At 45.1% G+C, this 22,446-nt stretch carries 18 protein-coding genes; 17 read left to right on the top strand and 1 reads right to left on the bottom strand.

All coding sequences use genetic code 11. The features are described 5' to 3' along the window. Window positions 1–34 precede the first annotated feature (34 nt). Window positions 35–1,366, top strand: a complete 1,332-nt coding sequence (locus G9G57_RS03515; RefSeq protein ID WP_017428139.1) for a PhoH family protein — start codon at window positions 35–37, stop codon at window positions 1,364–1,366. A 99-nt stretch (window positions 1,367–1,465) separates the two neighbouring features. Here the strand turns inward: G9G57_RS03515 and G9G57_RS03510 are convergent, their stop codons facing one another. Then, the gene (locus tag G9G57_RS03510; RefSeq protein ID WP_016821559.1) at window positions 1,466–2,551 is read right to left on the bottom strand and encodes a coiled-coil domain-containing protein; all 1,086 of its coding nucleotides are present in this window, start codon (window positions 2,549–2,551) and stop codon (window positions 1,466–1,468) included. Window positions 2,552–2,847: 296 nt separating this feature from the next. On the opposite strand from G9G57_RS03510, the gene G9G57_RS03505 reads away from it, so the two are divergent. From G9G57_RS03505 to G9G57_RS03430, 16 genes are all read left to right on the top strand, one after another. Continuing rightward, the gene (locus G9G57_RS03505; RefSeq protein ID WP_016821557.1) at window positions 2,848–3,498 is read left to right on the top strand and encodes an RsfA family transcriptional regulator; all 651 of its coding nucleotides are present in this window, start codon (window positions 2,848–2,850) and stop codon (window positions 3,496–3,498) included. 104 nt (window positions 3,499–3,602) lie between these two features. Beyond that, window positions 3,603–4,583: a ketopantoate reductase family protein gene (locus G9G57_RS03500; protein ID WP_016821556.1), complete on the top strand. Its 981-nt coding sequence runs from the start codon at window positions 3,603–3,605 to the stop codon at window positions 4,581–4,583. A 4-nt stretch (window positions 4,584–4,587) separates the two neighbouring features. Then, a complete protein-coding gene (locus tag G9G57_RS03495) occupies window positions 4,588–4,977 on the top strand; it encodes a DUF3397 domain-containing protein (RefSeq protein WP_013372105.1) in 390 nt (129 codons plus the stop codon). Window positions 4,978–5,130: 153 nt separating this feature from the next. Then, on the top strand, window positions 5,131–6,831 hold the full coding sequence (locus tag G9G57_RS03490; RefSeq protein WP_016821555.1) for a peptide ABC transporter substrate-binding protein: 1,701 nt from the start codon (window positions 5,131–5,133) through the stop codon (window positions 6,829–6,831). A gap of 197 nt (window positions 6,832–7,028) precedes the next feature. Continuing rightward, the gene (locus tag G9G57_RS03485; protein ID WP_016821554.1) at window positions 7,029–7,961 is read left to right on the top strand and encodes an ABC transporter permease; all 933 of its coding nucleotides are present in this window, start codon (window positions 7,029–7,031) and stop codon (window positions 7,959–7,961) included. Between the two features lie 4 nt (window positions 7,962–7,965). Beyond that, window positions 7,966–8,916 (top strand): ABC transporter permease, encoded by a 951-nt coding sequence (locus G9G57_RS03480; protein ID WP_016821553.1) that lies wholly within the window; start codon window positions 7,966–7,968, stop codon window positions 8,914–8,916. 11 nt (window positions 8,917–8,927) lie between these two features. Then, window positions 8,928–9,866 (top strand): ABC transporter ATP-binding protein, encoded by a 939-nt coding sequence (locus G9G57_RS03475; RefSeq protein WP_016821552.1) that lies wholly within the window; start codon window positions 8,928–8,930, stop codon window positions 9,864–9,866. A gap of 121 nt (window positions 9,867–9,987) precedes the next feature. Further along, on the top strand, window positions 9,988–11,619 hold the full coding sequence (gene bshC, locus G9G57_RS03470; RefSeq protein WP_164964480.1) for a bacillithiol biosynthesis cysteine-adding enzyme BshC: 1,632 nt from the start codon (window positions 9,988–9,990) through the stop codon (window positions 11,617–11,619). A gap of 43 nt (window positions 11,620–11,662) precedes the next feature. After that, window positions 11,663–12,928, top strand: coding sequence for an adenosylhomocysteinase (locus G9G57_RS03465; RefSeq protein ID WP_017428137.1), 1,266 nt, complete (start codon window positions 11,663–11,665; stop codon window positions 12,926–12,928). 329 nt (window positions 12,929–13,257) lie between these two features. Continuing rightward, the gene (gene mraZ, locus G9G57_RS03460; protein WP_013311099.1) at window positions 13,258–13,695 is read left to right on the top strand and encodes a division/cell wall cluster transcriptional repressor MraZ; all 438 of its coding nucleotides are present in this window, start codon (window positions 13,258–13,260) and stop codon (window positions 13,693–13,695) included. Window positions 13,696–13,712: 17 nt separating this feature from the next. Beyond that, window positions 13,713–14,663, top strand: coding sequence for a 16S rRNA (cytosine(1402)-N(4))-methyltransferase RsmH (gene rsmH, locus G9G57_RS03455; RefSeq protein WP_017428135.1), 951 nt, complete (start codon window positions 13,713–13,715; stop codon window positions 14,661–14,663). 24 nt (window positions 14,664–14,687) lie between these two features. Beyond that, window positions 14,688–15,068: a hypothetical protein gene (locus G9G57_RS03450; protein WP_013372097.1), complete on the top strand. Its 381-nt coding sequence runs from the start codon at window positions 14,688–14,690 to the stop codon at window positions 15,066–15,068. A gap of 61 nt (window positions 15,069–15,129) precedes the next feature. Beyond that, window positions 15,130–17,484, top strand: a complete 2,355-nt coding sequence (locus G9G57_RS03445; RefSeq protein WP_090889367.1) for a penicillin-binding transpeptidase domain-containing protein — start codon at window positions 15,130–15,132, stop codon at window positions 17,482–17,484. Between the two features lie 81 nt (window positions 17,485–17,565). Next, window positions 17,566–19,482 (top strand): stage V sporulation protein D, encoded by a 1,917-nt coding sequence (locus G9G57_RS03440; protein ID WP_044785342.1) that lies wholly within the window; start codon window positions 17,566–17,568, stop codon window positions 19,480–19,482. Between the two features lie 55 nt (window positions 19,483–19,537). Then, entirely contained in the window at window positions 19,538–21,025 is a 1,488-nt protein-coding gene (locus G9G57_RS03435; protein ID WP_151255413.1) for a UDP-N-acetylmuramoyl-L-alanyl-D-glutamate--2,6-diaminopimelate ligase, read from the top strand. After that, entirely contained in the window at window positions 21,025–22,428 is a 1,404-nt protein-coding gene (locus tag G9G57_RS03430; RefSeq protein ID WP_151255438.1) for a UDP-N-acetylmuramoyl-tripeptide--D-alanyl-D-alanine ligase, read from the top strand. Before G9G57_RS03435 ends, G9G57_RS03430 begins: the two co-directional genes overlap by 1 nt. Window positions 22,429–22,446 lie beyond the last annotated feature (18 nt).

Here is a 22,446-nt window from a genome sequence, read left to right as displayed (position 1 = left end):
ATGAGATTGTCCACGCCGCTTTGGAGGGGATTTAATGAAGAAAATTTTTGTGCTGGATACGAATGTGCTACTGCATGATCCGAAAGCCATTTTTACCTTCAAAGAACATGAAGTTGTTATTCCAGCTGTTGTTCTGGAAGAAATCGACTCCAAAAAACGCAACGCGGATGAGATTGGACGGAATGCCCGTAATGTATCGCGATTGTTGGACGGGTTGAGAGAAGTGGGGCATCTTCACAGTGGCGTTCCACTTCCCCAAGGGGGAAGGCTTAAGGTTGAGTTAAACCACCGGAGTTTTTTGAAAGTTCAGGAGATGTTCGGGGAGGTTTCGAACGATAACCGGATTTTGGCAGTTGCCTTAAATTATCATTTGGAAGAACAGGAGCGATCTGATCCGCGTTCGGTGGTGTTGGTTAGTAAAGACGTATTAGTCAGAATCAAGGCAGATGTATTGGGGCTGCTGACTGAAGACTACCTATCCGATAGAACGGGCGATCCAAGTGAGTTGTACCCCGGATACTCAGCGATACAGGTGCATCCGTCCATCATAGATGAATTTTACTCTAACCGTTTCTTACCAATCAAACCACTGAAACTACCTTATACACTGTATCCACATGAATTTGTTATTTTGAAAGATGAAATGGGCACTGGAAAATCAGCATTGCTGAAAGTAAACCAGGAGGCAGAGCGATTAGAACCTTTGTACTTAAGTAACGAATCGGTGTGGGGAATCAGCGCGCGTAATGCTCAACAACGGATGGCATTGGAGCTTTTGCTTAATGATGATATCCCTCTTGTGACGATTACTGGAAAAGCAGGTACAGGCAAAACGCTACTGGCACTGGCGGCGGGGCTGCTTAAAGTAGAGGATGAGCATCGCTTCAAGAAACTGTTAATTGCTCGGCCTGTTGTTCCTATGGGCAAGGATATCGGTTATTTACCGGGAGAAAAGGAAGAAAAGCTTCGCCCCTGGATGCAGCCAATCTACGACAATCTGGAGTATCTGTTTGATGCCAAAAAATCTGGGGATATCGACAAAATTTTGATGGGCTTGGGCAGTATTCAGGTTGAGGCGCTCACTTATATTCGCGGACGTTCGATACCTGGGCAATTTATTATTATCGATGAGGCGCAAAATTTATCCCGACATGAGATCAAAACGATTGTGTCTCGGGTAGGTGAGGGAAGTAAAATCATTCTGATGGGAGATCCGGAGCAAATTGATCATCCTTACCTAGATGCAGCCAGTAATGGCTTGACCTATGTGGTGGAGCGGTTTAAGCAAGAAGGGATTAGCGGACATATTATGTTGGAAAAAGGAGAACGCTCCAAGCTCGCGCAGTTGGCAGCTGATCTGTTATAACCCCTGATCGTTATTACAAATAATGAAGACCTCGGGAACATCCCGAGGTCTTTTGTTTTGTTCATATCAAAAATCAGAACAATGTAGGTGAGCAAAAACTTACTTAAAACTTAATTCGAGCTTAACTTCAAGAATACCTTTTAAAGCATGTACTTCTGTAGCTTTGACGTATGATATAAGCTGCTGTGGATAGAAGCCGAGATCAAAATCTTCTTCCAGTTTGTTGCGAGTCGTGTCCGGCAATTCCAGTCCGTTAAATACCAGTCGATCTACATGAAATAGAATGGCATTTTTGGGTTCATTCTCTACTGTATAGTGACCTTCTACCCTCAATCTCATCGTTCCTTGCTGACCTTCTACCACAATCTGATTCTGCACGAAGGAAAAGTTGAAGTGATTAAACAATTCATTCTCTGACTTTAAAAAACGGTTAAATTCTTCTTCACGAATGCTTATAGTAATGATTTTTCCATTTGTAATCATAGCACCTTGCTGTTGTTGAATGAATTGGGGTAAATCCTGCATTGCTTGAGCTAATGCTTTAAAGTGTTTATTTACCTCGTATACCCCTACATTCTCCCAATAAGCTGTCATTTCGCCAATTAACTTGCGTAGAGTATCAGGGTTATCGCTGGCGTTAACGCCGTTATCTACACGCGACTGGAGTTGGAGAATCCGTTTACGTTGTGCCAGTAGGTTTGTTTTAACCGTCCCCAATTCCGTCGTGGCTTGGGCGACTTGCTGCTCTGTTTTTCGCATAAATTGATAATTGGATTCGTATTCCTGAAGCACATCCTGATCGTGACTAATCAATAATAAGTAATAATCGTACAAAGAGAGAAGTTGCTTTATACTTTTAGCCCCTAGCACTACACTCAGCAGCTTGTCCCTTTCTCCCATATAGTAAGATCGCAGCACAGAACCTGCACGCTTACGTTGTAGATTTATTTGCTCCTGTTGATCAGCTAGACTACTACGCAGTTCCTGCTGACGCTGTAAAAGAGCCTGCTGCTCCTGACTAATCCGCTCGATTTCATGGTCGATCTCCACGATAGACAGGCTATCTTGTAAAATCTGTTTTTCTTCAGGAGAGGGAGCGGCCAAAGTAGGACGTACATATATGGAAGTCAGCATCATCATGAGGACCAGCAGGGTGCAGATCGCGATTTTTATTCGTTTATTCATTTAGTTTCCCCTTTTATGTATTCCAGAAAAAGACTATTGGTAATGTATATGATCCTTTTTTATTCTTTAACCATTCATTTTATTGTACAGCAGTCAGAGCATGCGTGAAACCCGAAACTGTTTACTTCACGTATGAGTTCTGGCAGAAATGGAAATACAATTTAGTATCAAATAGATTCTATGAACTCTACGAGAGGCATAGGAATGAATAAACAGCTTTTATACCCTATTCAAATACCGGCAAGATCGGTTCATGAAGACGGTTATTTCAGGATGTTGTTAGGAGGGCTAGAGGCATGACTGCAATAAGACAAGATGCATGGAGTGCGGAAGATGACTTGATATTGGCGGAGGTGACATTGCGGCATATCCGGGAAGGTGGAACACAGCTCGCTGCGTTTGAGGAGGTTGGACAAAAAATAGGTAGAACCTCTGCGGCATGCGGCTTTCGTTGGAATAGCTGCGTGCGCAAACGTTACGATGAAGCGATTAGCATTGCCAAAGCGCAGCGCCAGAAGCGCAGTTATATTCGCAAGCAGAGCCCAGTAGGTGTATCGCAGGTAGCGGCCTTTGCCACGCTCGATACAGTCGAAGGGGGATACAGAACCGATGGCACGAGTGAAGATACGTTATCTATTGATGCTGTAATTCGCTTCTTGCGTCAATGGAAGGGATCTGTGCAGGAGACTAATCGGCAGATTAAGATGCTGGAGAAAGATTTGCGGGAAAAGGAAGAAGAATTAAATCAGCTTCGCTCCATTAATGACCGGCTGTCCAAAGAAGTGAATGATGTGCAGACCGACTATCGTGTTGTAAATGATGATTATAAAGCTCTGATTCAGATTATGGACCGTGCCCGGCGTTTGGCTTTAATCACTGAAGATGAGGAAGAGCTTAAATCCAGGTTCAAAATGGACGCTAATGGGAATCTGGAGCGCATTGAGTAGCAAGATTACAATAGCTATCTAAATAAAACGTCAACTATCGCTTGGCCGTAGTTGGCGTTTTTTTGTTATTACATTGGAGTGCATATGATATAGTAGAAAAAAAGATGGAAGCGAGACGATACAAAGTGATTGATATTATTGGAGCGGGTTCGCTGGGATTACTGTTTGCCGGGAGATTATCGGCCTCGGGTGCTACAGTAAGGCTGTGGACACGAACACTTGAGCAGGCACACATCATTGCTCGTGAAGGGATTACTGTGCTTGATAAGGAGGGACAGGTGGCTGTTCATGTATCGGGGGACCAATTAAAGGTAGCGCCATTGGCAGATTGGCAACGGTTAAATTCACAGACTTCGGCACGGTGGATCATGTTTTTGACCAAACAGGGGGCGATAGAAGAAGTATTGGAGCAGATCCAGCCTGTAGCTCAAACGGAAACAGGTACAGGGATTATTTGTTTGCAGAATGGAATCGGTCATATAGAACGCATCAGGCAGGCGTGGCCTAAAGCTGTAGTATATCCTGCTGTGACAACCGAAGGAGCCAAGAAACAAGGCGCAGCATCCATTGTGCATGCAGGATCGGGCGTGACTGAAATTGGATATTCGGAGGAAGTAGAGGGAGAGCACAACACTGATTTCAAACAATATGTGTTAAATCGGCTGCTTGCAGCAGGATTTGACGTTTGCTTGTCGAAAGAAATCGAGAAAGGGATTTATCGCAAGTTGTTGATTAACGCTGTGATCAATCCACTGACAGCCGTATGGCGAGTTCGGAATGGCGAGCTGCTATCGGAGCCTGTTCGAATACATATGATGCGTAAGCTGTATGATGAAGGCATTCAAGTATATGAAGCTCATGGTATCCGCTGGGAAAGCGCATGGTGGGATCAAATTATGGATGTTTGCCGGGCAACGGCAGAGAATCACTCGTCTATGCTAGCTGATGTACTTGCACATTCCATGACCGAAGTTGCTTCCATTAACGGGCAACTGGTGCAGATGGCAAAGCGAGCTGGGATTAGTGCGCCAACTCATGAGGTATTGTGGCAATTAATTGAAGGAATGCGGCTAAAAGAGGGGTGATCAGTTGAGTCTTATACAAGGTACTATTATCACTTTCAGTATTCTTCCCTTTTTTCCGTTTTTGATCGTGTTTGCGGTTTGTCGCTACATTCTTAAAATGGAAAAGAAGAAATCATTGCTTACTTCTATGGATATTACCACTTTTTTTCTGATATTTTCCGTCGCAGCACTCTTTAATGTCCTATTTACATCCCGATTCGGTTTTTATTTGATTCTACTGCTCTTGTTACTGGCATTGGGTTTAATTGGAGGAGCTCAAAACCGAATAAAAGGAAAGGTTGATGGCAAAAGATTATGTAGAGCGGTCTGGAGATTAACTTTTATGGCGATGACATTAGCGTATACTTTGTTGACTGTTGTTGGTATATTTAAAAATATATTCAACTCTATGTGATGAAATATGACATGAAATGATGAAAAAATATGAATTAATCATGTTTTTTTGAAAAAAAAGCTCAATTTGAAGAAATGTAATGTAGATTTTTTTGACCGCTGGTTGTATAATCTATAAACATATACCACTTTAGAACTAGGGGGAAAACGCTAGATGAAAAGGAAAAGCTTTTTAGTCCTTTTGACACTCGTTCTTGCAGTTGGCGCACTGCTCGCAGGTTGCGGCGGCAAGAATGATACCAATGGTAAGGGCGCACAAGAAAACACCTCGACTACGCCGGCCCCGGCCGACAAGCAAATTTTGCGCGTTAACCTTTCTTCCGAGCCGCCAACCTTCGATCCGGCACAAGCTCAGGATAGTCAAACCAACGCGGTTCTGAAAACTTTGTATGAAGGTCTCGTACGTATGGGTCCTGACGGCAAAGAAATCCCTGGCGTTGCTGAATCTTGGAAAATCTCCGATGACGGCAAAACCTACACGTTCAAGCTTCGTGATACTGCAAAATGGAGTAATGGCGACCCAGTCAAAGCAAGTGACTTCGTATTCGCTTGGCAACGGGTATTGGATCCTTCAACGGCTCCTGCACCTCCATATGCTTACCAATTGTACTATATCAAAAATGCTGAGGGCTACAACCTGAGCACTTCGAAATCTTATAAAGGAACAAAAATTACAGACTTTAAAGATGTAGGTGTCAAAGCTGTTGATGACCATACATTGCAAGTAGAGCTGGAACACCCAACTCCTTACTTCTTGGGATTGACTTCTTTCTACACTTTCTATCCTGTAAACCCTTCTATTAAAGGTAATGACAAGTGGGCAGTTCAGAAAGATAGCATGATTACTAACGGACCTTTCACATTAACGGCTTGGGATAGCGGTCAAAAGATCGAAGTTTCCAAGAACGAAAACTACTGGGGTAAAGACGAGATCAAGTTGAGCAAAATCACAATGTCCCTTGTAAACAGTGGTGCAACTGAACTGGCTTCTTACAGAAGTGGACAACTTGATTATTCAGGTATGCCAACAGGTGAAATTCCTACTGACCAAATTACGGCTGTGAAAAACGAATTGCCTAATGAATTTAAGGCTAAAGGAATTGCAAGTACGTACTACTATCTGTTTAATGTAACAGAAAAACCATTTAACAATGCTAAAATCCGTAAAGCGTTTGCGATGGCTATTCAACGCCAACCGATCGTTGAACGTGTAACAATGGGCGGTCAAATTCCTGCTTACGGCTTTGTACCTCCAGGTATCAAAGGAGTTTCTCAAGAATTCCGTAGTGAGCATAAAGATGATTTCTTCAAAGAAGATTTCACTGAAGCGAAAAAATTGCTTCAAGAAGGTATGAAAGAAGAAGGCATGACTACGCTTCCTACAATAACTATGCTGTACAACTCCAGTGAAAGTCACCAAAAGATTGCTTTGGCAGTAGCTGATATGTGGAAGAAAAATCTTGGTGTAGATGTTAAAACTCAAAACCAAGAGTGGGGCGTATTTATCCAAACACGTAACAAGCTGAATTTCCAAATCGCTCGTGGTGGTTGGTCTGCTGACTATAATGATCCAATGACATTCCTGGATATGTGGACAACAGGCAATGGTAACAACAACTCAGGTTATGCTAACCCTGCGTATGATGAATTGATTAAAGCTGCTAAAACAGAAACTGATCCAGCTAAACGCATGGAAGATTTTGCGAAAGCAGAGAAAATTTTGGTTCAAGATGATATGGTAATGCTTCCGATCTATTACTATTCAAATGTTTCTTTAACGAAACCGAATGTTAAAGACATTGGACTTGACTTTAGTGGAGCAATTGATTTCACAAGAGCGTATATTACACAGTAACTGAAGCTTAATTCTGAAGTTTGATAGTTACTTCGGGATATATATGTGGATTGAACCATATATATCCCGTTTTTTTTGTGTGTCCTAGTCTTTTCCATCATCATGTAACCATGCAAATAAGTAGATTGGACAGTCCAATTCTATTTCGATAAAATCGAATGGTGTCGAAAATAATTTATGGGGGGTGTAAACGGGCAATGACGCGTTATTTGATCAGTAAATTTTTCTATATGTTGCTGTCTTTGTTCATTCTGATCTCTGCGACGTTTTTTCTCATGAAAGCAATTCCGGGTAACCCCTTCATGAGTGAAAAAGCGACTTCTCCTGAGATTCAAGCCCGGTTAATGGAGCAATATGGGCTGGATAAGCCTGTATATGTCCAATATTTTAAATACTTAGGTGATATTGCTTCAGGTGATTTTGGTATTTCTATGAAAAAGCTGAATCAAAGTGTAACTGACATTATCGGACAAACGTTTACGGTTTCCCTCAAACTCGGTTTTGTTGCCATAATCGTGTCGATAATTGTCGGTATCTTGCTAGGAATGCTAGCAGCTTTGTATCATCGTAGGCTCATAGATAACGTCGCTATGGTATTAGCTATCATGGGGATTGCGGTTCCCAGCTTCGTTCTGGCATCGTTAATTCAATTTTTCTTTGCTCAACAGTTAGGCTGGTTTAATGTTATGGGCTTTGAAGGCCCGATGGATTACTTCTTGCCCGTTGCGGCTCTATCTGCTTCACCGATTGCGTTTATCGCTCGACTAACGCGTTCCAGCATGCTGGAAGTGCTTCATGCAGATTACATTAAGACTGCCAAGGCTAAAGGTTTGAAATCTATTACAATTATGTTCAAACACGTTATACGTAATGCCATTCTGCCGGTTGTTACCTATGTAGGACCAATGACAGCCAATATTATTACGGGTTCGGTTGTTATTGAACGAATCTTCGGGATTGGCGGTATCGGTAAGGTGTTCGTAGATAGTATTACAACCCGTGATTATACGATGATTATGGGAGTTACTATTTTTTACGGTATCTTGTTGATGGTGGCACGTTTTATTACGGATATTGCATATGGATTTATTGATCCGCGGATTAAGCTTACTGGCGGGAAGGAGGGATAACTTTATGTCTGTTAAAGATAATGCTGTGAACTTGGATAAACTTCAGGTGAAACCGGAAGATTTCCAGAGGGTCGGAGCGGATGAAAAGCAGTCTGAAGTTATTCAGCGTGAAAGCTTATCCGCTTGGCGAGATGCTTGGGAGCGTCTTCGTAAAAATAAATTGGCTATGACGAGCTTAAGCGTTTTGGTTCTCATAGTGCTTGCTTCAATTATTGGTCCGATGCTGTCGCCATACGATGACCGCACGAATGATTTGTTGAGCACCAATCTTCCTCCATCGGCGGAACATTGGTTCGGAACAGATGATCTGGGGCGTGATATGTTTGTACGTACTTGGATGGGCGCTCGGATTTCATTGATTATTGGTTTGGCTGCTGCAATGATTGACTTGATGATTGGTGTAATTTATGGTGGAATTATGGGTTACTTTGGTGGCCGCGTTGATGAAATCATGAATAAATTTTCTGAAATCTTGTATTCCATTCCTTACTTGCTTGTTACAATTCTGTTGCTGGTTGTACTGGAGCCAAGTATCACCACCATTATTATTGCGCTCTGTGTAACAGGGTGGATTAACATGTCGTGGATTGTACGTGGTGAAATGCTGCAACTTAAAAACCGAGAATTCGTACTTGCTTCCCGTTCAATGGGTGCTGGTGCAGGTCGTTTGTTGTTCCGTCACTTGTTGCCTAACGCGGTAGGACCAATCATTGTCACATTGACCTTGACGGTTCCAAGTGCTATTTTCTCCGAGGCATTCCTGAGCTTCCTTGGATTAGGGGTACAGGCTCCTCAGGCATCGCTGGGTTCAATGATTGAATCAGCTCTGACAGGGTGGATGTATTACCCTTGGCGGATGCTTTTCCCAGCAGGTTTGATCAGTTTGATTATGCTTGCGTTCAACCTTTTTGGCGACGGCTTGCGTGATGCGCTTGATCCGAAGTTGAAGAAATAGGAGGTGAGATCATGGTGAGTAGCAACAATTTAATTGAAGTTGAAGGCCTTAAAAAGTATTTTAATGTTGGCAAAAACCGTGTGCTCAAAGCGGTGGATAACCTGAATTTCTATATTCGTGAGGGTGAAACGCTGGGTATGGTTGGCGAATCCGGTTGTGGTAAGTCTACAGCGGGTCGTACTATTTTGCGCTTGTATGAGCCTACAGCAGGTAGCGTACGTTTTAACGGCACAGATATTTACAAATTATCACCGGGGAAAATGAAAGCAATGCGTCGTGATATGCAGATGATCTTTCAAGATCCGTATGCATCATTGAACCCACGTTTTACCGTGTCTGATATTATTGGTGAGGCACTGGATATTCACAATATGGCAGGTAGCCGTGCAGAACGTAAGAAACGGATTGAGGAATTACTCGATCTGGTTGGTTTGAACCCTGACCATGCAACACGCTATCCGCATGAGTTTTCTGGTGGTCAACGTCAGCGGATTGGTATTGCCCGTGCATTGGCTGTTAATCCTAAGTTCATCATTTGTGATGAGCCGATTTCAGCGCTTGACGTATCTATTCAGGCTCAAGTTGTCAACCTGTTGAAAGAGCTTCAAGAACGTCTTGGTCTGACGTACCTGTTCATTGCGCATGATCTGTCGATGGTCAAGCACATCAGTGATCGGGTAGCTGTAATGTATAGAGGCAGAATGGTGGAGCTTGCTGAAAGCTCTGAATTATATGCCAATCCGATTCATCCGTATACGAAAATGCTTTTGTCGGCGATTCCACTTCCTGATCCGGAAGTTGAAGCCAACAAAAAGCGAATTATTATGCCTGATGATCAAGGCGGACCGATTCATAACGCGTCCGATAATAAGGCAGGGGCTTATAATCTGGAAAATGCCACGCTTATCGAAGTGTCTAAAGGACATTTTGTAGCTGAACCTTACGCTTGATTTTGTTCTATACACCAACCGCCGAGTTATTCGGCGGTTTTTTTGTAGGAAGCTTTGACGTGGACATGGGCTTTCGGTACAATCAAGCAGTAAGGTTTTGGTGGAGACAGGAGGCAGACCCATGAAAATAGTTCCGGAAACGCTTCGCGGAGGGTCGGCTTTGGCAGAAGACTATATACAGGGTACAGGACGCGCAAGCGATTTGTATGAATATGATATTCTGCACGCCGATGCTTATGCCCAACGGGCGAAGTGGCTGGATAAGACGGAGCATCTGCGATTAAACCGTAAGGATGTCGTAGCATGTCTTCGTATATACAATGAGCAACACAATTCGCATGAGGCGGTTCATACTTCATTGGACCGTTTGGAAAGCCCAGATGCTTTAGTAGTAGTTGGCGGACAGCAAAGTGGACTGTTCACAGGCCCGATGCTGGTCATTTATAAAGCCGCTACGATTATTAAAGCAGCTAGAGAAGCTGAAGAACGGCTTGGACGTCCGGTTATTCCAATTTTCTGGATTGCTGGTGAAGATCATGACTGGGACGAGGTCAATCATACATACGTAATGGCAAAAGACCCGCAAGCAGTTAAAATCAAGCTGAATAAGCAGCCTGAACGTCGTTCTTCAGTTAGTGCTATTAAAGTCGATACGGTTGAGTGGAAGCAAGCGATGGCGGATATAGAGCAATGCTTGCCAGATTCAGAACATAAGACCGATATTATGCACATGATTGAGCAGGGTTTGACAGAGTCATATGGACTAAGTGATGCCTTTGCCAAGCTGATGGGTCGTTTGTTTGGTACCTATGGATTGGTGCTCATGGATTCTGCAGATCCTTTGCTGCGCAAGCTAGAGGCATCCGTTTTTAGACAGTTGGTTCAGCACAATGATGAGTTGGAGACAGCGTATAGGACAACCGCTACGCGGATCGTGGACTATGGTTATCACTTACAAGCGGATGTGCATGAAGGTGGTGCGAACCTTTTTTACATTCATGAAGAGGAACGCCTACTGCTTTTCAAAAAAGCTGGATTATTCACAGATCGACGCGGTTTGGTGGCATTTACAGCGGTTGAACTGCTTGAAGAGATAGATAGACACCCCGAACGTTTTAGTAACAATGTACTAACTCGTCCGCTCATGCAGGATTCGCTGTTCCCGGTACTGGGGTCTGTGCTGGGTCTAGGAGAAATTGCCTACTGGGCAATTACACGGGACGCTTTCGAAGTGCTCGGGATGCAGATGCCGATACTGCTGCCGCGTATGTCTTTTACATTACTGGAGCCGGGCGTGGAAAAGCATATGCTTAAGTACGAACTAACTTTTGGCCAAGTTAGAGACGGGCTTGAGGAACGAAAAAAGCAATGGATCGCCACTCAAGATCAGCTTGGAATGCAGGATCAGTTTTCCGAGGCTAAGGATGCTTTTGTCCGCATCTATAAACCGCTTATACAGCAGACAGGGATGATAGAGAAAGGTTTGCTACAGCTCGGAGAAACCAACTGCGAGAAAATTCTGGGGCAGATCGCCTATCTGGAGGCAAAGGTGGAGGAAGCGCTGCTTCGGCAAAATGGAACAGCACTTCGCCATTGGGATCATATCGAATGGTCGCTTTTCCCATTTGGACAGCCGCAGGAGCGTGCGTATACGATCTATCATTTTCTGAATCGTTATGGTCTCGACCTGATGGATATGATTATGAACGTGCCATTGGATTTGTCCGGGACGCATCGTGTGATTTATGTATAATGATCATAAACGAATTTAACTAATATTTAGGAGGAAATAACGTATGACTTCCCATTCTCTGCAAAATAGCATTATTCACGATCTTAACTTGGCCCCTGAAGGTCATTTGAAAATTGATTGGGTAGAAGCCCATATGCCGGTATTGAACCGTATACGTCAACAATTCGAGCAAGAGCAGCCTTTTGCTGGTCTGAAGGTAACGATTTGTTTACATCTGGAGGCCAAAACGGCTTACCTGGCTAAAGTGGTACAAGCAGGTGGAGCACAGGTCACCATTACGGGTAGTAATCCTTTGTCGACACAAGATGATGTTTGCGCCGCATTAGTAGAAGATGGCGTTACGGTATTAGCTAAATACAATCCAGATCCAGAGGAATTCAAGAATTTGCAAATCAAGGCTCTGGAAACTAAGCCAGATCTCATTATAGATGACGGTGGTGACCTGGTTACTCTGTTGCAATCTGAACGGCCTGATCTGATTTCTACGATCCGTGGAGGAGCAGAGGAGACCACTACAGGGATTATTCGTTTGAAGGCCTTGGAAAAAGAAGGGCAGCTTCACTTTCCGATGGTAGCTGTAAATGATGCTTACTGTAAATATTTGTTCGACAATCGCTATGGTACAGGCCAGTCAGCTTTCGACGGTATTATTCGTACTACTAATCTGGTTGTGGCAGGAAGTACAGTGGTTGTGGTGGGTTATGGATGGTGTGGCAAGGGGGTTGCAATGCGTGCGAAAGGGCTGGGAGCCAACGTGGTTGTAACGGAAGTTGATCCAATCAAGGCTGTAGAAGCCCATATGGATGGTTTTCATGTATTGCCAATGGTGGAAGCTGCCAAACTGGGCGACTTCTTCATTACAGTAACTGGAAATAAAGCTGTAATTACAGGGGAACACTTTGATGTTATGAAGGATGGAGCTGTGCTGTGTAACGCAGGGCATTTTGATGTGGAGGTTAGCAAGCCTGAGCTCGCTAAACGCTCCGAATCCATTCGCACAGTGCGTCGCAATATCGAAGAATACCGCTTTAAAGATGGACGTAAAATGTATTTGCTCGCAGAAGGGCGCCTCGTGAATCTAGCTGCCGCTGACGGTCATCCAGCAGAGATTATGGATACGACATTTGCTCTTCAGGCACTTGGCTTGAAATATGTGAATGATCGTTACAACGAACTGGGTAAAGCTGTGATTAATGTACCTTATGAAATTGATGAGCAAGTGGCTCGATTCAAGCTTGATAGTCTGGGAATCAAGATTGATACATTAACAGAAGACCAAAAGGTCTATCTGGACAGCTGGAACGCCTAATCTATTTTCGGTCACGATGTCCGCTGCAGAAATGGTGCATTTTTAAGCAAGTACTTGTATAGGTTGACATGATGGATAGAGAATAAGCCCTTTATTCCGTGTTGTTTCGAAACCTGATGCATATTGTCGGGGGTTCGACTTCATGGGATAAGGGGCTTTTTGGCATCTTATGACGCGGGGCAACAATAACAGACATTATGCCCGAATTCTAGGTTTATCACTTTTTCGTAATGAAAAAGAGGTCTTTGATTTTTTAAAGCGAATCTATTATGCTTAGGTGGTGGAAAGTGGGCCAAAGTGGGAGAATGGGGTAAGGGGTGACGAAACCAATGTTTATGGGGGAGTTCCAACATAGCATTGATGAGAAGGGTCGGCTTACTGTCCCGGCCAAGTTTCGTGAACTTCTCGGTGCCTCGTTCGTGGTTACCCGCGGGCTGGACCAATGCCTCTTCGTGTATCCTATGGATGAGTGGGCTGTCATGGAGAAAAAACTTAAAGCACTGCCTTTGATGAAGGCTGATGCGCGTGCGTTTACCCGGTTTTTTTTCTCGGGAGCGACTGAATGCGAATTGGACAAACAGGGCAGGGTAAATTTACCGGGGAATTTGTGCGAATACGCCAAGCTTACAAAAGAGTGCGTCGTATTGGGAGTGTCCACCCGGGTAGAGATTTGGAGTAAGCACACTTGGGAGCAATATTTCAACCAATCAGAAGAAGCATTTAACGACATTGCTGAGAAATTGGTTGATTTCAACTTTGAATTGTAATTTAGGAGGTCAGCCGTTTGTTTCACCACATTACCGTACTCAAGGAAGAAGCAACACAGGCACTAAACATCAGGCAGGACGGGATTTATGTGGACTGCACGTTGGGAGGGGCAGGACACAGTTCCGTCATTGCATCACAGCTTGGCCCTGAGGGGAGGCTTATTGCCTTTGATCAGGACGACTGGGCATTGAACAATGCACGAGAGAAGCTGTCAGCCTATGAAGGAAAGATTTCATTAGTGAAATCCAACTTCCGCCACTTGCAGGACAAGCTGGCCGAACTGGGATTGCCCGAAAAAGACGGCGTCCCGCAGGTCCAGGGTATTTTGTTCGACCTGGGTGTATCCTCGCCCCAGTTCGATGAGGGGGAGCGGGGATTCAGTTACAATCATGATGCACCGTTAGATATGCGGATGGATCAGAGCAGTTCGCTTACGGCATATGAAATTGTTAATGAATGGCCGGAAGCGGAGATTGCGCGTATTCTGTTTCAATATGGAGAAGAGAAGTTCTCCAGGCGGATCGCGAAGATCATGGTTGAACGTAGAATGAACAAGCCTATTCACACAACGGGGGAACTTGTCGATATTATCAAAGAAGGAATTCCGGCTGCGGCACGCAGAACCGGGGGACATCCGGCTAAACGCAGTTTTCAGGCTTTGCGGATTGCTGTGAATGATGAGCTGGGTGCACTGGAAGATACTTTGCATCAGGCAGTAAAATGTCTGGCTCCAGGGGGCAGAATTTCGGTTATTACGTTTCATTCCTTGGAGGATCGGATATGCAAGCATATTTTCAAGGAGTATTTGGCGAAAAGCATCTATCCGTCTGACTTGCCGATTCTGGATGACAAAATGGTAGGCGATCTAAAGCTGGTGAATCGTAAGCCGATTGTGGCATCAGAAGAAGAGTTAGAGCTTAATCCACGATCCCGGTCAGCCAAGCTGAGAGTTGCCGAAAAATTGTAAATTTAATGGAGAAGGAGAGGCGACATGGCTTATACACGCGGTAATTTGGCTGTAAAAGAAAGAGCCCGTCAGGAACAGGTTCAGCAACAACGGTATCGTGAGACCACTAAAGTCGTTACACGCCGCAGAGAGCTGCCGATTCGAGAAAAGCTGCTGTATCTATTGACACTTGTAGCATGCATTGTCATTGCGGGGACGTTGATTGGCAGATATGCGCACATTTATCAAATTAATTATGCGATTAATACAGCCAGCAAGGACATTTCCAAATTACAGACCAATATCGCCCAATTGAAGATTCAGAAGGAACGTCTGGAGAATCAGATTGTGCCTACTGCAAAGGAACAGGGATATATCGAACCAACAAGAGAGCCCATTCGTGTGGAAAAGCAGGCTGCCAAATAGTTAAGAGCATAGCATCAAGCTATGCTCTGACGTATATTTTTTTTGCAGAGAGGTTTGAGCTATGGTCAAAAGAATAAAGCTTCGCACACTGCTGATAGGGGGATGTATTACCCTCTTTTTTCTTGTTCTGCTACTTAAAGTATTTTGGATTCAAGTTGTGAGTGGGGAATACTGGCATAATCAGGTAGTTGCACAGATAGAAAGAGACCAGGTGATTCAGCCCAAGCGTGGAACTATAATGGACCGTAAAGGGAATGTACTAGCTACGGATGCACCGGCTTACACGGTGGTTGTCAACCCTAGCATCATTCAGGAGTATGATCTGGAGAATGAGGTTGTAGCCAAGCTGCATCAGCTTCTCAAAACGCCTGAGGATGAACTGAGAAGACATCTATCTGCAAAGGATAAAAAGGGTAACTATTTAAAAAACCGTGAGATTCGTAATGGAGGCTGGAAGGTAGACCCTGAGGTGAAGGCACAGGTGGATACATTCAAAGAGTATTTGAAGGATAAGTATGAGGTAGTTGGAGCTGTGGACACTGTTCAGGAATCCAAACGCTATTATCCAGAAAATAAGCTGGCTTCTCATGTCCTTGGCTATTTGCGAAAAGATGGTACAGCAGGTATGGGGTTGGAAGCTTATTACAATAAAGAGCTCTCCGGCACGGCTGGAAAGCTTCTATATCAGCGGGACCGAAAGGGAGTTCCTCTTCAGGGATCGGAAAGTGTCTATGAGCCGGCACAAAATGGTAAAAATTTAAAGCTGACGATTGATGATACGATTCAGTATTATATAGAGGATGCCATGCAGGAAGCTATCGCAAAGTATAATCCCAAAACGATGACTGTCGTAGCAGCTGATCCCAAAACGATGGATGTTCTCGGTTTGGCGACTTATCCGAATTTTAATCCCAATACATATGGGAGTACTCCTTTGGAAAATTTCCGTAATAATGCTACTCAGTCTATCTACGAACCAGGCTCCACGTTTAAGATAGTAACCTTGGCTGCTGCGGTTCAAGAAAAGGTATTTAATCCGAATGAGACCTACCAATCTGGTATGATTCGTGTTGGAGGCTGGGATATTCGTGACGTAAGCCGTAGCTGGGGAACATTAACCTATCTTCAAGGGGTCAAGCGTTCAAGTAACGTCGGTTTTGTCCATTTGGGGCTGGATAAGCTGGGTGGCGAGAGACTGAAGAAGTATATCAATAACTTTGGGTTTGGTGTCAAAACAGGCATTGATCTTCCGAGTGAGTCTACCGGTGCTATCACATTCCATACCCAGTACAAATCCGAAGTCGCAACGGCTTCATATGGACACGGACGGGTTCAGGTAACGCCAATTCAGCAGGTGGCAGCGATCTCGGCGATTGCTAACGGTGGGAAGTTGATGCAGCCTCATCTGGTGAAGGAAATTATAAACCCAGATACAGGCGAAGTGCAGACGATTCAACCGAAGGAAGTCCGCCAAGTGATTACTCAGGAATCTGCAACTCAGACAAGCAGCTATCTGGAGCAGGTCGTGTCTGACCAGGAAATTGGTACGGGACGTCTAGCTTATATTGACGGATATCGTGTTGCTGGTAAAACAGGGACAGCGACGAAAGTCGTCGGAAAAGTTTACGATCATTCGAAGGATGTCGTGTCTTTTATTGGTTTTGCACCAGTAAATGATCCGAAAATAGCTGTCTTGGTAGTTATGGATGAACCTAACAAATCGGTAGGCGGCGGTACAGCAGCAGCACCTGTGTTTAAAAAAATCGTGTCCCAATCGCTGCAATATATGGGGGTTCCCAAAACGGGAACCAAAACGAATAAATCAGGTGGGGCTGCAGCGAAAACGGTGAATTTGCCAACGGTACCACAATTAACAGGCCAAGTGAAGAAGGATGCGCAAAACGCATTGCTCAAACAGGGGATTGCTTACGAAACGGTAGGTAAAGGCTCCAAAATTGTTCGTCAGTATCCTGAAGCAGGCGTCAAAATGAAACCGGGACAGCGCATCTATTTGCTGACTGAGGATAGTGCCAACATGACGATTCCCGATTTTACAGGTGTCTCGTTGCGTGACACACTTCAAGTTCTGACGCTTATGAAGGTTGGTGTTCAGGTAAGCGGGGAAGGGTATGTTGTCTCTCAAAAGGCACAAATGGTAAATGGCAAGCGGGTCGTCAGTGTGACGCTTCAGCCGGCCAAAGAAACAGTGACTGGAGTGAAGCCGGAGGAAACACAGGACTCGACTACTGGAGTTGCAGCTAACGAGACAGGCAATGCAACGAAAACGGAAGCCGATACTAAAACCAAAGCCGATACTACTGCGAATACTGAAACAAATGCGGGAACTCCAAAGGGAGGAATATCTGCTGTAGCAGATGAGAAAAGTGCTGCCGCGATTAAAGGCGAAGATAACTGATAGCTTGTTCTAATGTCCGTTCTTTTGAATATTCATGAGGTAAGACATGTCATGAGTATTTGAGGAACGGAGGGGGCGCGTTTGAAAAAATCTAACGTGACCATGCGGCGTAGGCTGGTATGGGGGCTACTGGGATTGTTTATACTGTTTGCGGCCTTGTCGATCCGGCTCGCCTATGTTCAATTGGGTAAAGGAGGCGAGCTCTCAGCCAAGGCTGAGGATTCGTGGCGCCGCAATATTCCTTTTGCCGCCAAGCGTGGCGAAATTTTGGATCGACAGGGTACTGCGCTGACCTATAATGTCAGTTCGCCGACTGTCATGGCGATACCAGTACAGATTAAGGAGCCGGAAGAAACGGCTCGCAGGCTGGCGCCATTGCTAGATATGAGTGAGGATAAAGTGCTCAAGCTGATTACCAAACGAACAGCAAGCCAAAAACTTCAGCCCGGTGGACGAAAAATTACGATGGAGAAAGCCCAGAAAATTCGTGATTTGAAGCTGCCGGGTATCGTTGTTGCTGAAGACAACAAACGTTATTATCCTTATGGTGATCTAGCGGCTCATATTCTTGGATTTACCGGAATTGATAATCAAGGGCTGACAGGCGTAGAGAAGCAGCAAAACAGTAAGCTTCGGGGAATCGATGGAAGCATCGCGTATTTATCAGACGCAGGTGGCCGTCTGATGCCTGGTTCTTCTGAAAAGTACATTGAACCGAAGGATGGACTGAATTTACAATTAACCATTGATAAATCGGTGCAATCCATTATGGAACGAGAGCTTGACCAAGCCATGGTCAAATTTCAGGCGAAGTCCGCGCTGTCTATTGCGATGAACCCGAAGACGGGTGAAATATTAGGCATGGCTGGACGGCCAAGCTATGAGCCAGCGCTTTACAAGCAATATGCGCCTGAAATTTATAATCGTAATCTGCCGATTTGGATGACATATGAACCTGGGTCTACTTTTAAAATTATTACACTTGCCGCTGCCTTGGAAGAAAAGAAGGTCAATCTCAAAAATGACCGTTTCTTTGATCCGGGATATATTGAAGTTGGTGGAGCACGTCTGCGTTGTTGGAAAAAAGGCGGGCATGGCAGCCAAACCTTTCTTCAAGTGGTGGAAAATTCATGCAATCCCGGTTTTGTAACGTTGGGACAACGTCTGGGCAAAGAAACACTGTTCAAGTACATTCGCAATTTCGGCTTCGGCAGCAAAACAGGAATTGACATGATTGGTGAGGGCAATGGCATTTTGTTCAAGCTACCTCAGGTCGGACCTGTAGAGCTGGCTACTACGGCCTTTGGTCAAGGGGTATCTGTCACTCCGATTCAGCAGGTTACGGCTGTATCGGCAGCAATCAATGGCGGCAATCTTTATAAGCCTCACATTACAAAAGGCTGGATTCAGCCCGGAACTGGAAAGGTTCTCGAAAAAGTGGAGCCGGAACTGGTGCGTAGAGTTGTTTCAGAGGATACCTCTCGACAGGTAAGGGAAGCGCTGGAAAGTGTCGTCGCTAAAGGTACAGGTCGCCCTGCCTTTATTGAGGGTTACCGGGTTGGAGGTAAAACGGGGACAGCACAAAAGGTGATTAACGGACGTTATTCTTCCTCGGAGCATATTGTATCCTTTATTGGTTTTGCTCCGGCGGATGATCCGCAAATCGTCGTCTATACTGCTGTCGATAATCCGAAAGGGATTCAATTCGGCGGTGTGGTTGCTGCGCCAATCGTGCAAAATATTTTAAAGGATGCACTGATTGCCTTGAAAATACCACCTCGTACCAATCAAATTGCCAAAGAGTACAAGTATGGCGAAAATCCGATTGAAACGGTACCTGATCTGGTAGGTGCCACTGCAGCTGATTTATATGAAGATATGAATATGAACTTTATGCTCGTGAAATCTGGGTCAGGCAAGACGGTCGTAAGTCAGGCACCGAAGCCAGGCTCTCGATTGGAACGAGGATCAACGATCCGTATATATATGGGGGATTGATAGGTTCTTTTTATACCATACTATGAATAACGAGAGAGCAATGGAGGAATGTAAGATGCAGCTTCAACAATTGGCTTCACTGCTGGCCGTTTCCCGAGTGGTGGGTGACGGTACAGTGGATTGCCGAGGAATCGGGGCGGATTCACGTCGTGTCCAGCCAGGAGACTTATTTCTATGCTTGCCTGGTTTTACAGTGGACGGACATGATTATGCTGGGCAGGCCGTTGCGTCTGGGGCGGCGGCTTTGGTCGTAGAGAGGGAACTGGATGTGCCTGTTCCGCAGCTTATTGTCAAGGATGCGCGACATGCCATGGCGGTTTTGGCGGATTATATGTTTGATTCGCCAAGCCGCCGTATGCGTATGATCGGCATAACCGGAACGAACGGGAAAACAACGATAACATACCTGCTTGAAAAAATTATGAAGGACGCCGGGGTGAACACCGGGCTGATTGGTACGATTCAAATGCGTTATAACGGCCAGTCTTACCCTATGTCCGGCACTACGCCCGAAGCAGTAGAACTGCAACGTTATCTCGGGAATATGGCAGAGCAGGGGGTTCATTGCTGTGTCATGGAGGTATCCTCACATGCTTTGGAGCAGGGCCGTGTCAAAGGAACAGATTTTCGTACCGCTATATTTACAAACCTAACGCAGGACCATCTGGACTATCACAACACGATGGAGGAGTACCGCGCTGCCAAGGGACTTTTGTTTTCCAGATTGGGAAATGCCTTCTCGCGTGATGCATCCAATAGTAAATATGCTGTTCTGAATGCAGACGATCCGGCCTCTTCCTATTTGCAGGCTCAAACAGCGGCCCAAGTGATTACCTACGGTGTAGAAAAGGATTCGGATGTGCAAGCGTCTCGTATCACTATAAGTGCCAAGGGAACCTCCTTCCATGTCTCCACTTTTAAAGGAGATACCGATATTGAGCTTCGGATGGTAGGCAAGTTTAATGTGTACAACGCACTAGCAGCCATTTCAGCTGCTCTGCTGGAAGGAATCTCGTTGGTGGATATCAAGCGGAGTCTGGAATCTATCGCAGGCGTAGATGGGCGCGTAGAGCCTGTTGATGCGGGTCAACCCTTTGCTGTAATCGTTGATTATGCCCATACGCCAGACGGATTGGAAAATGTCCTTCGTACCGTAAAGGAATTTGCGACTGGTAAAGTATGGTGTGTATTTGGATGCGGCGGAGATCGAGATCGTACGAAACGTCCGTTGATGGGAAAAATTGCTGCACGATATAGCGATCATTCGTTTATTACTTCCGACAATCCGCGAACAGAAGACCCGATATTGATTTTGAAAGACATCGAACAAGGGTTGATTGATGAAGGTGTACCTGCCGAACGTTATGAACTGATCGTGGATCGCAGAACTGCAATTTATAAAGCTGTTGAAATGGCAAGCCCTGACGATGTAGTATTGATTGCGGGAAAAGGTCATGAGACTTACCAGTTGATCGGGAAAACGGTGCATGAATTCGATGATCGCATCGTAGCCAAAGAAGCGATAAGGGGTTTATCCAAGTGATGAAAAGAACAATCGGTCAGATTGCATCCATGTGTGGAGGAACACTTCACGCACAGGCGGACGCTGAACGGATGATTGAGGGCGTTTTTACAGACTCACGCAGGCCGCAGAGTCTGGGACTGTTCGTTCCACTCGCGGGTGAACGATTTGATGGACATCATTATGTTCAGCAAATCGTAAGCGAGGGAGGGGCAACAGCGTATTTATGGCAAAAGGATCATGGAACACCTCCGTCCGTCAATGCTATTGAGGTCGAGGATACGTTAGAAGCCCTTCAGCATCTAGCGGCCGCATACTTGCGCGAAACTGACGTTTCTGTCATCGGAATCACGGGAAGCAACGGTAAGACGACGACGAAAGATATTGTAAATGCTCTATTGGGCACGACTTTTAAAGTACACAAAACCGAAGGAAATTATAACAATCATATCGGGTTGCCTTTAACAGTACTGTCCATGCCTCAGGATACAGATATCCTGATTCTGGAGATGGGCATGAGTGGACGCGGGGAAATCCGTCTGTTGGCTAATATTGCCCAACCAGATGTAGCTGTGATAACTAACATTGGCGAATCGCATTTACTTCAGCTTGGTTCTCGCACTGAAATTGCTCGTGCAAAGCTGGAAATTGCAAGTGGGATTAAACCTGGTGGATTGCTTATTTATAATGGGGATGAACCACTACTTCCACAAGTGTTGGCAGAACCTGAAACGGTCAAGCCTGAAGGATTAAAATTATTCACGTTCGGGTTAGCTGCGGACAATGATGATTATCCAATTGAAATCACTTCGGATGAAGAAGGTATCTCATTCATAACAGCCCATTCCGGCCAAGAGGCTTTCCGGCTTCCCTTGCTTGGACAGCACAATGTTGTAAACGGGTTGGCAGCGCTGGCGGTAGCACGTCATTTCAATGTGGATGTAGACCATATACGTAAAGGATTGTCGTCTTTAAAGCTGACGGGCATGCGCGTTGAGGTCGTGAAGTGTTCGGATGGACTTACCGTGCTAAATGACGCTTACAATGCCAGTCCTGCTTCAATGAAGGCTGCAATTCAGACGTTGTCTGCATATCAAACGGGTGGACGTAAAATTGCCGTGCTTGGGGATATGCTGGAGCTGGGCGCTGAGGAAACGCAATTTCATGAGGAAATTGGGCGTTTTGCTGCAAAGCATAACATAGAGGCACTGTTTACCTATGGTGCGTTAGGCGCTTCGATTGCGCAGGGTGCGCAAGGAACAATGCCAACTGCTAACGTACACGCTTATACTGATAAGCAAAAGCTGATCCAGCATTTGCGGTCTTATCTCCATGCCGATGATATTGTGCTGGTTAAGGCATCCAGAGGGATGCGATTAGAAGAAATTGTGGATGCGCTGAAAAACGGTCCGCTACAGAACTGATGTTGACGAGAGGGAGAC

This window comes from Paenibacillus sp. EKM211P (genome assembly GCF_011066175.1).
Lineage (GTDB): Bacteria > Bacillota > Bacilli > Paenibacillales > Paenibacillaceae > Paenibacillus > Paenibacillus polymyxa.
The sequence above is the reverse complement of the archived record's forward strand: the minus strand, read 5'-3'. Positions and strand labels throughout refer to the sequence as shown.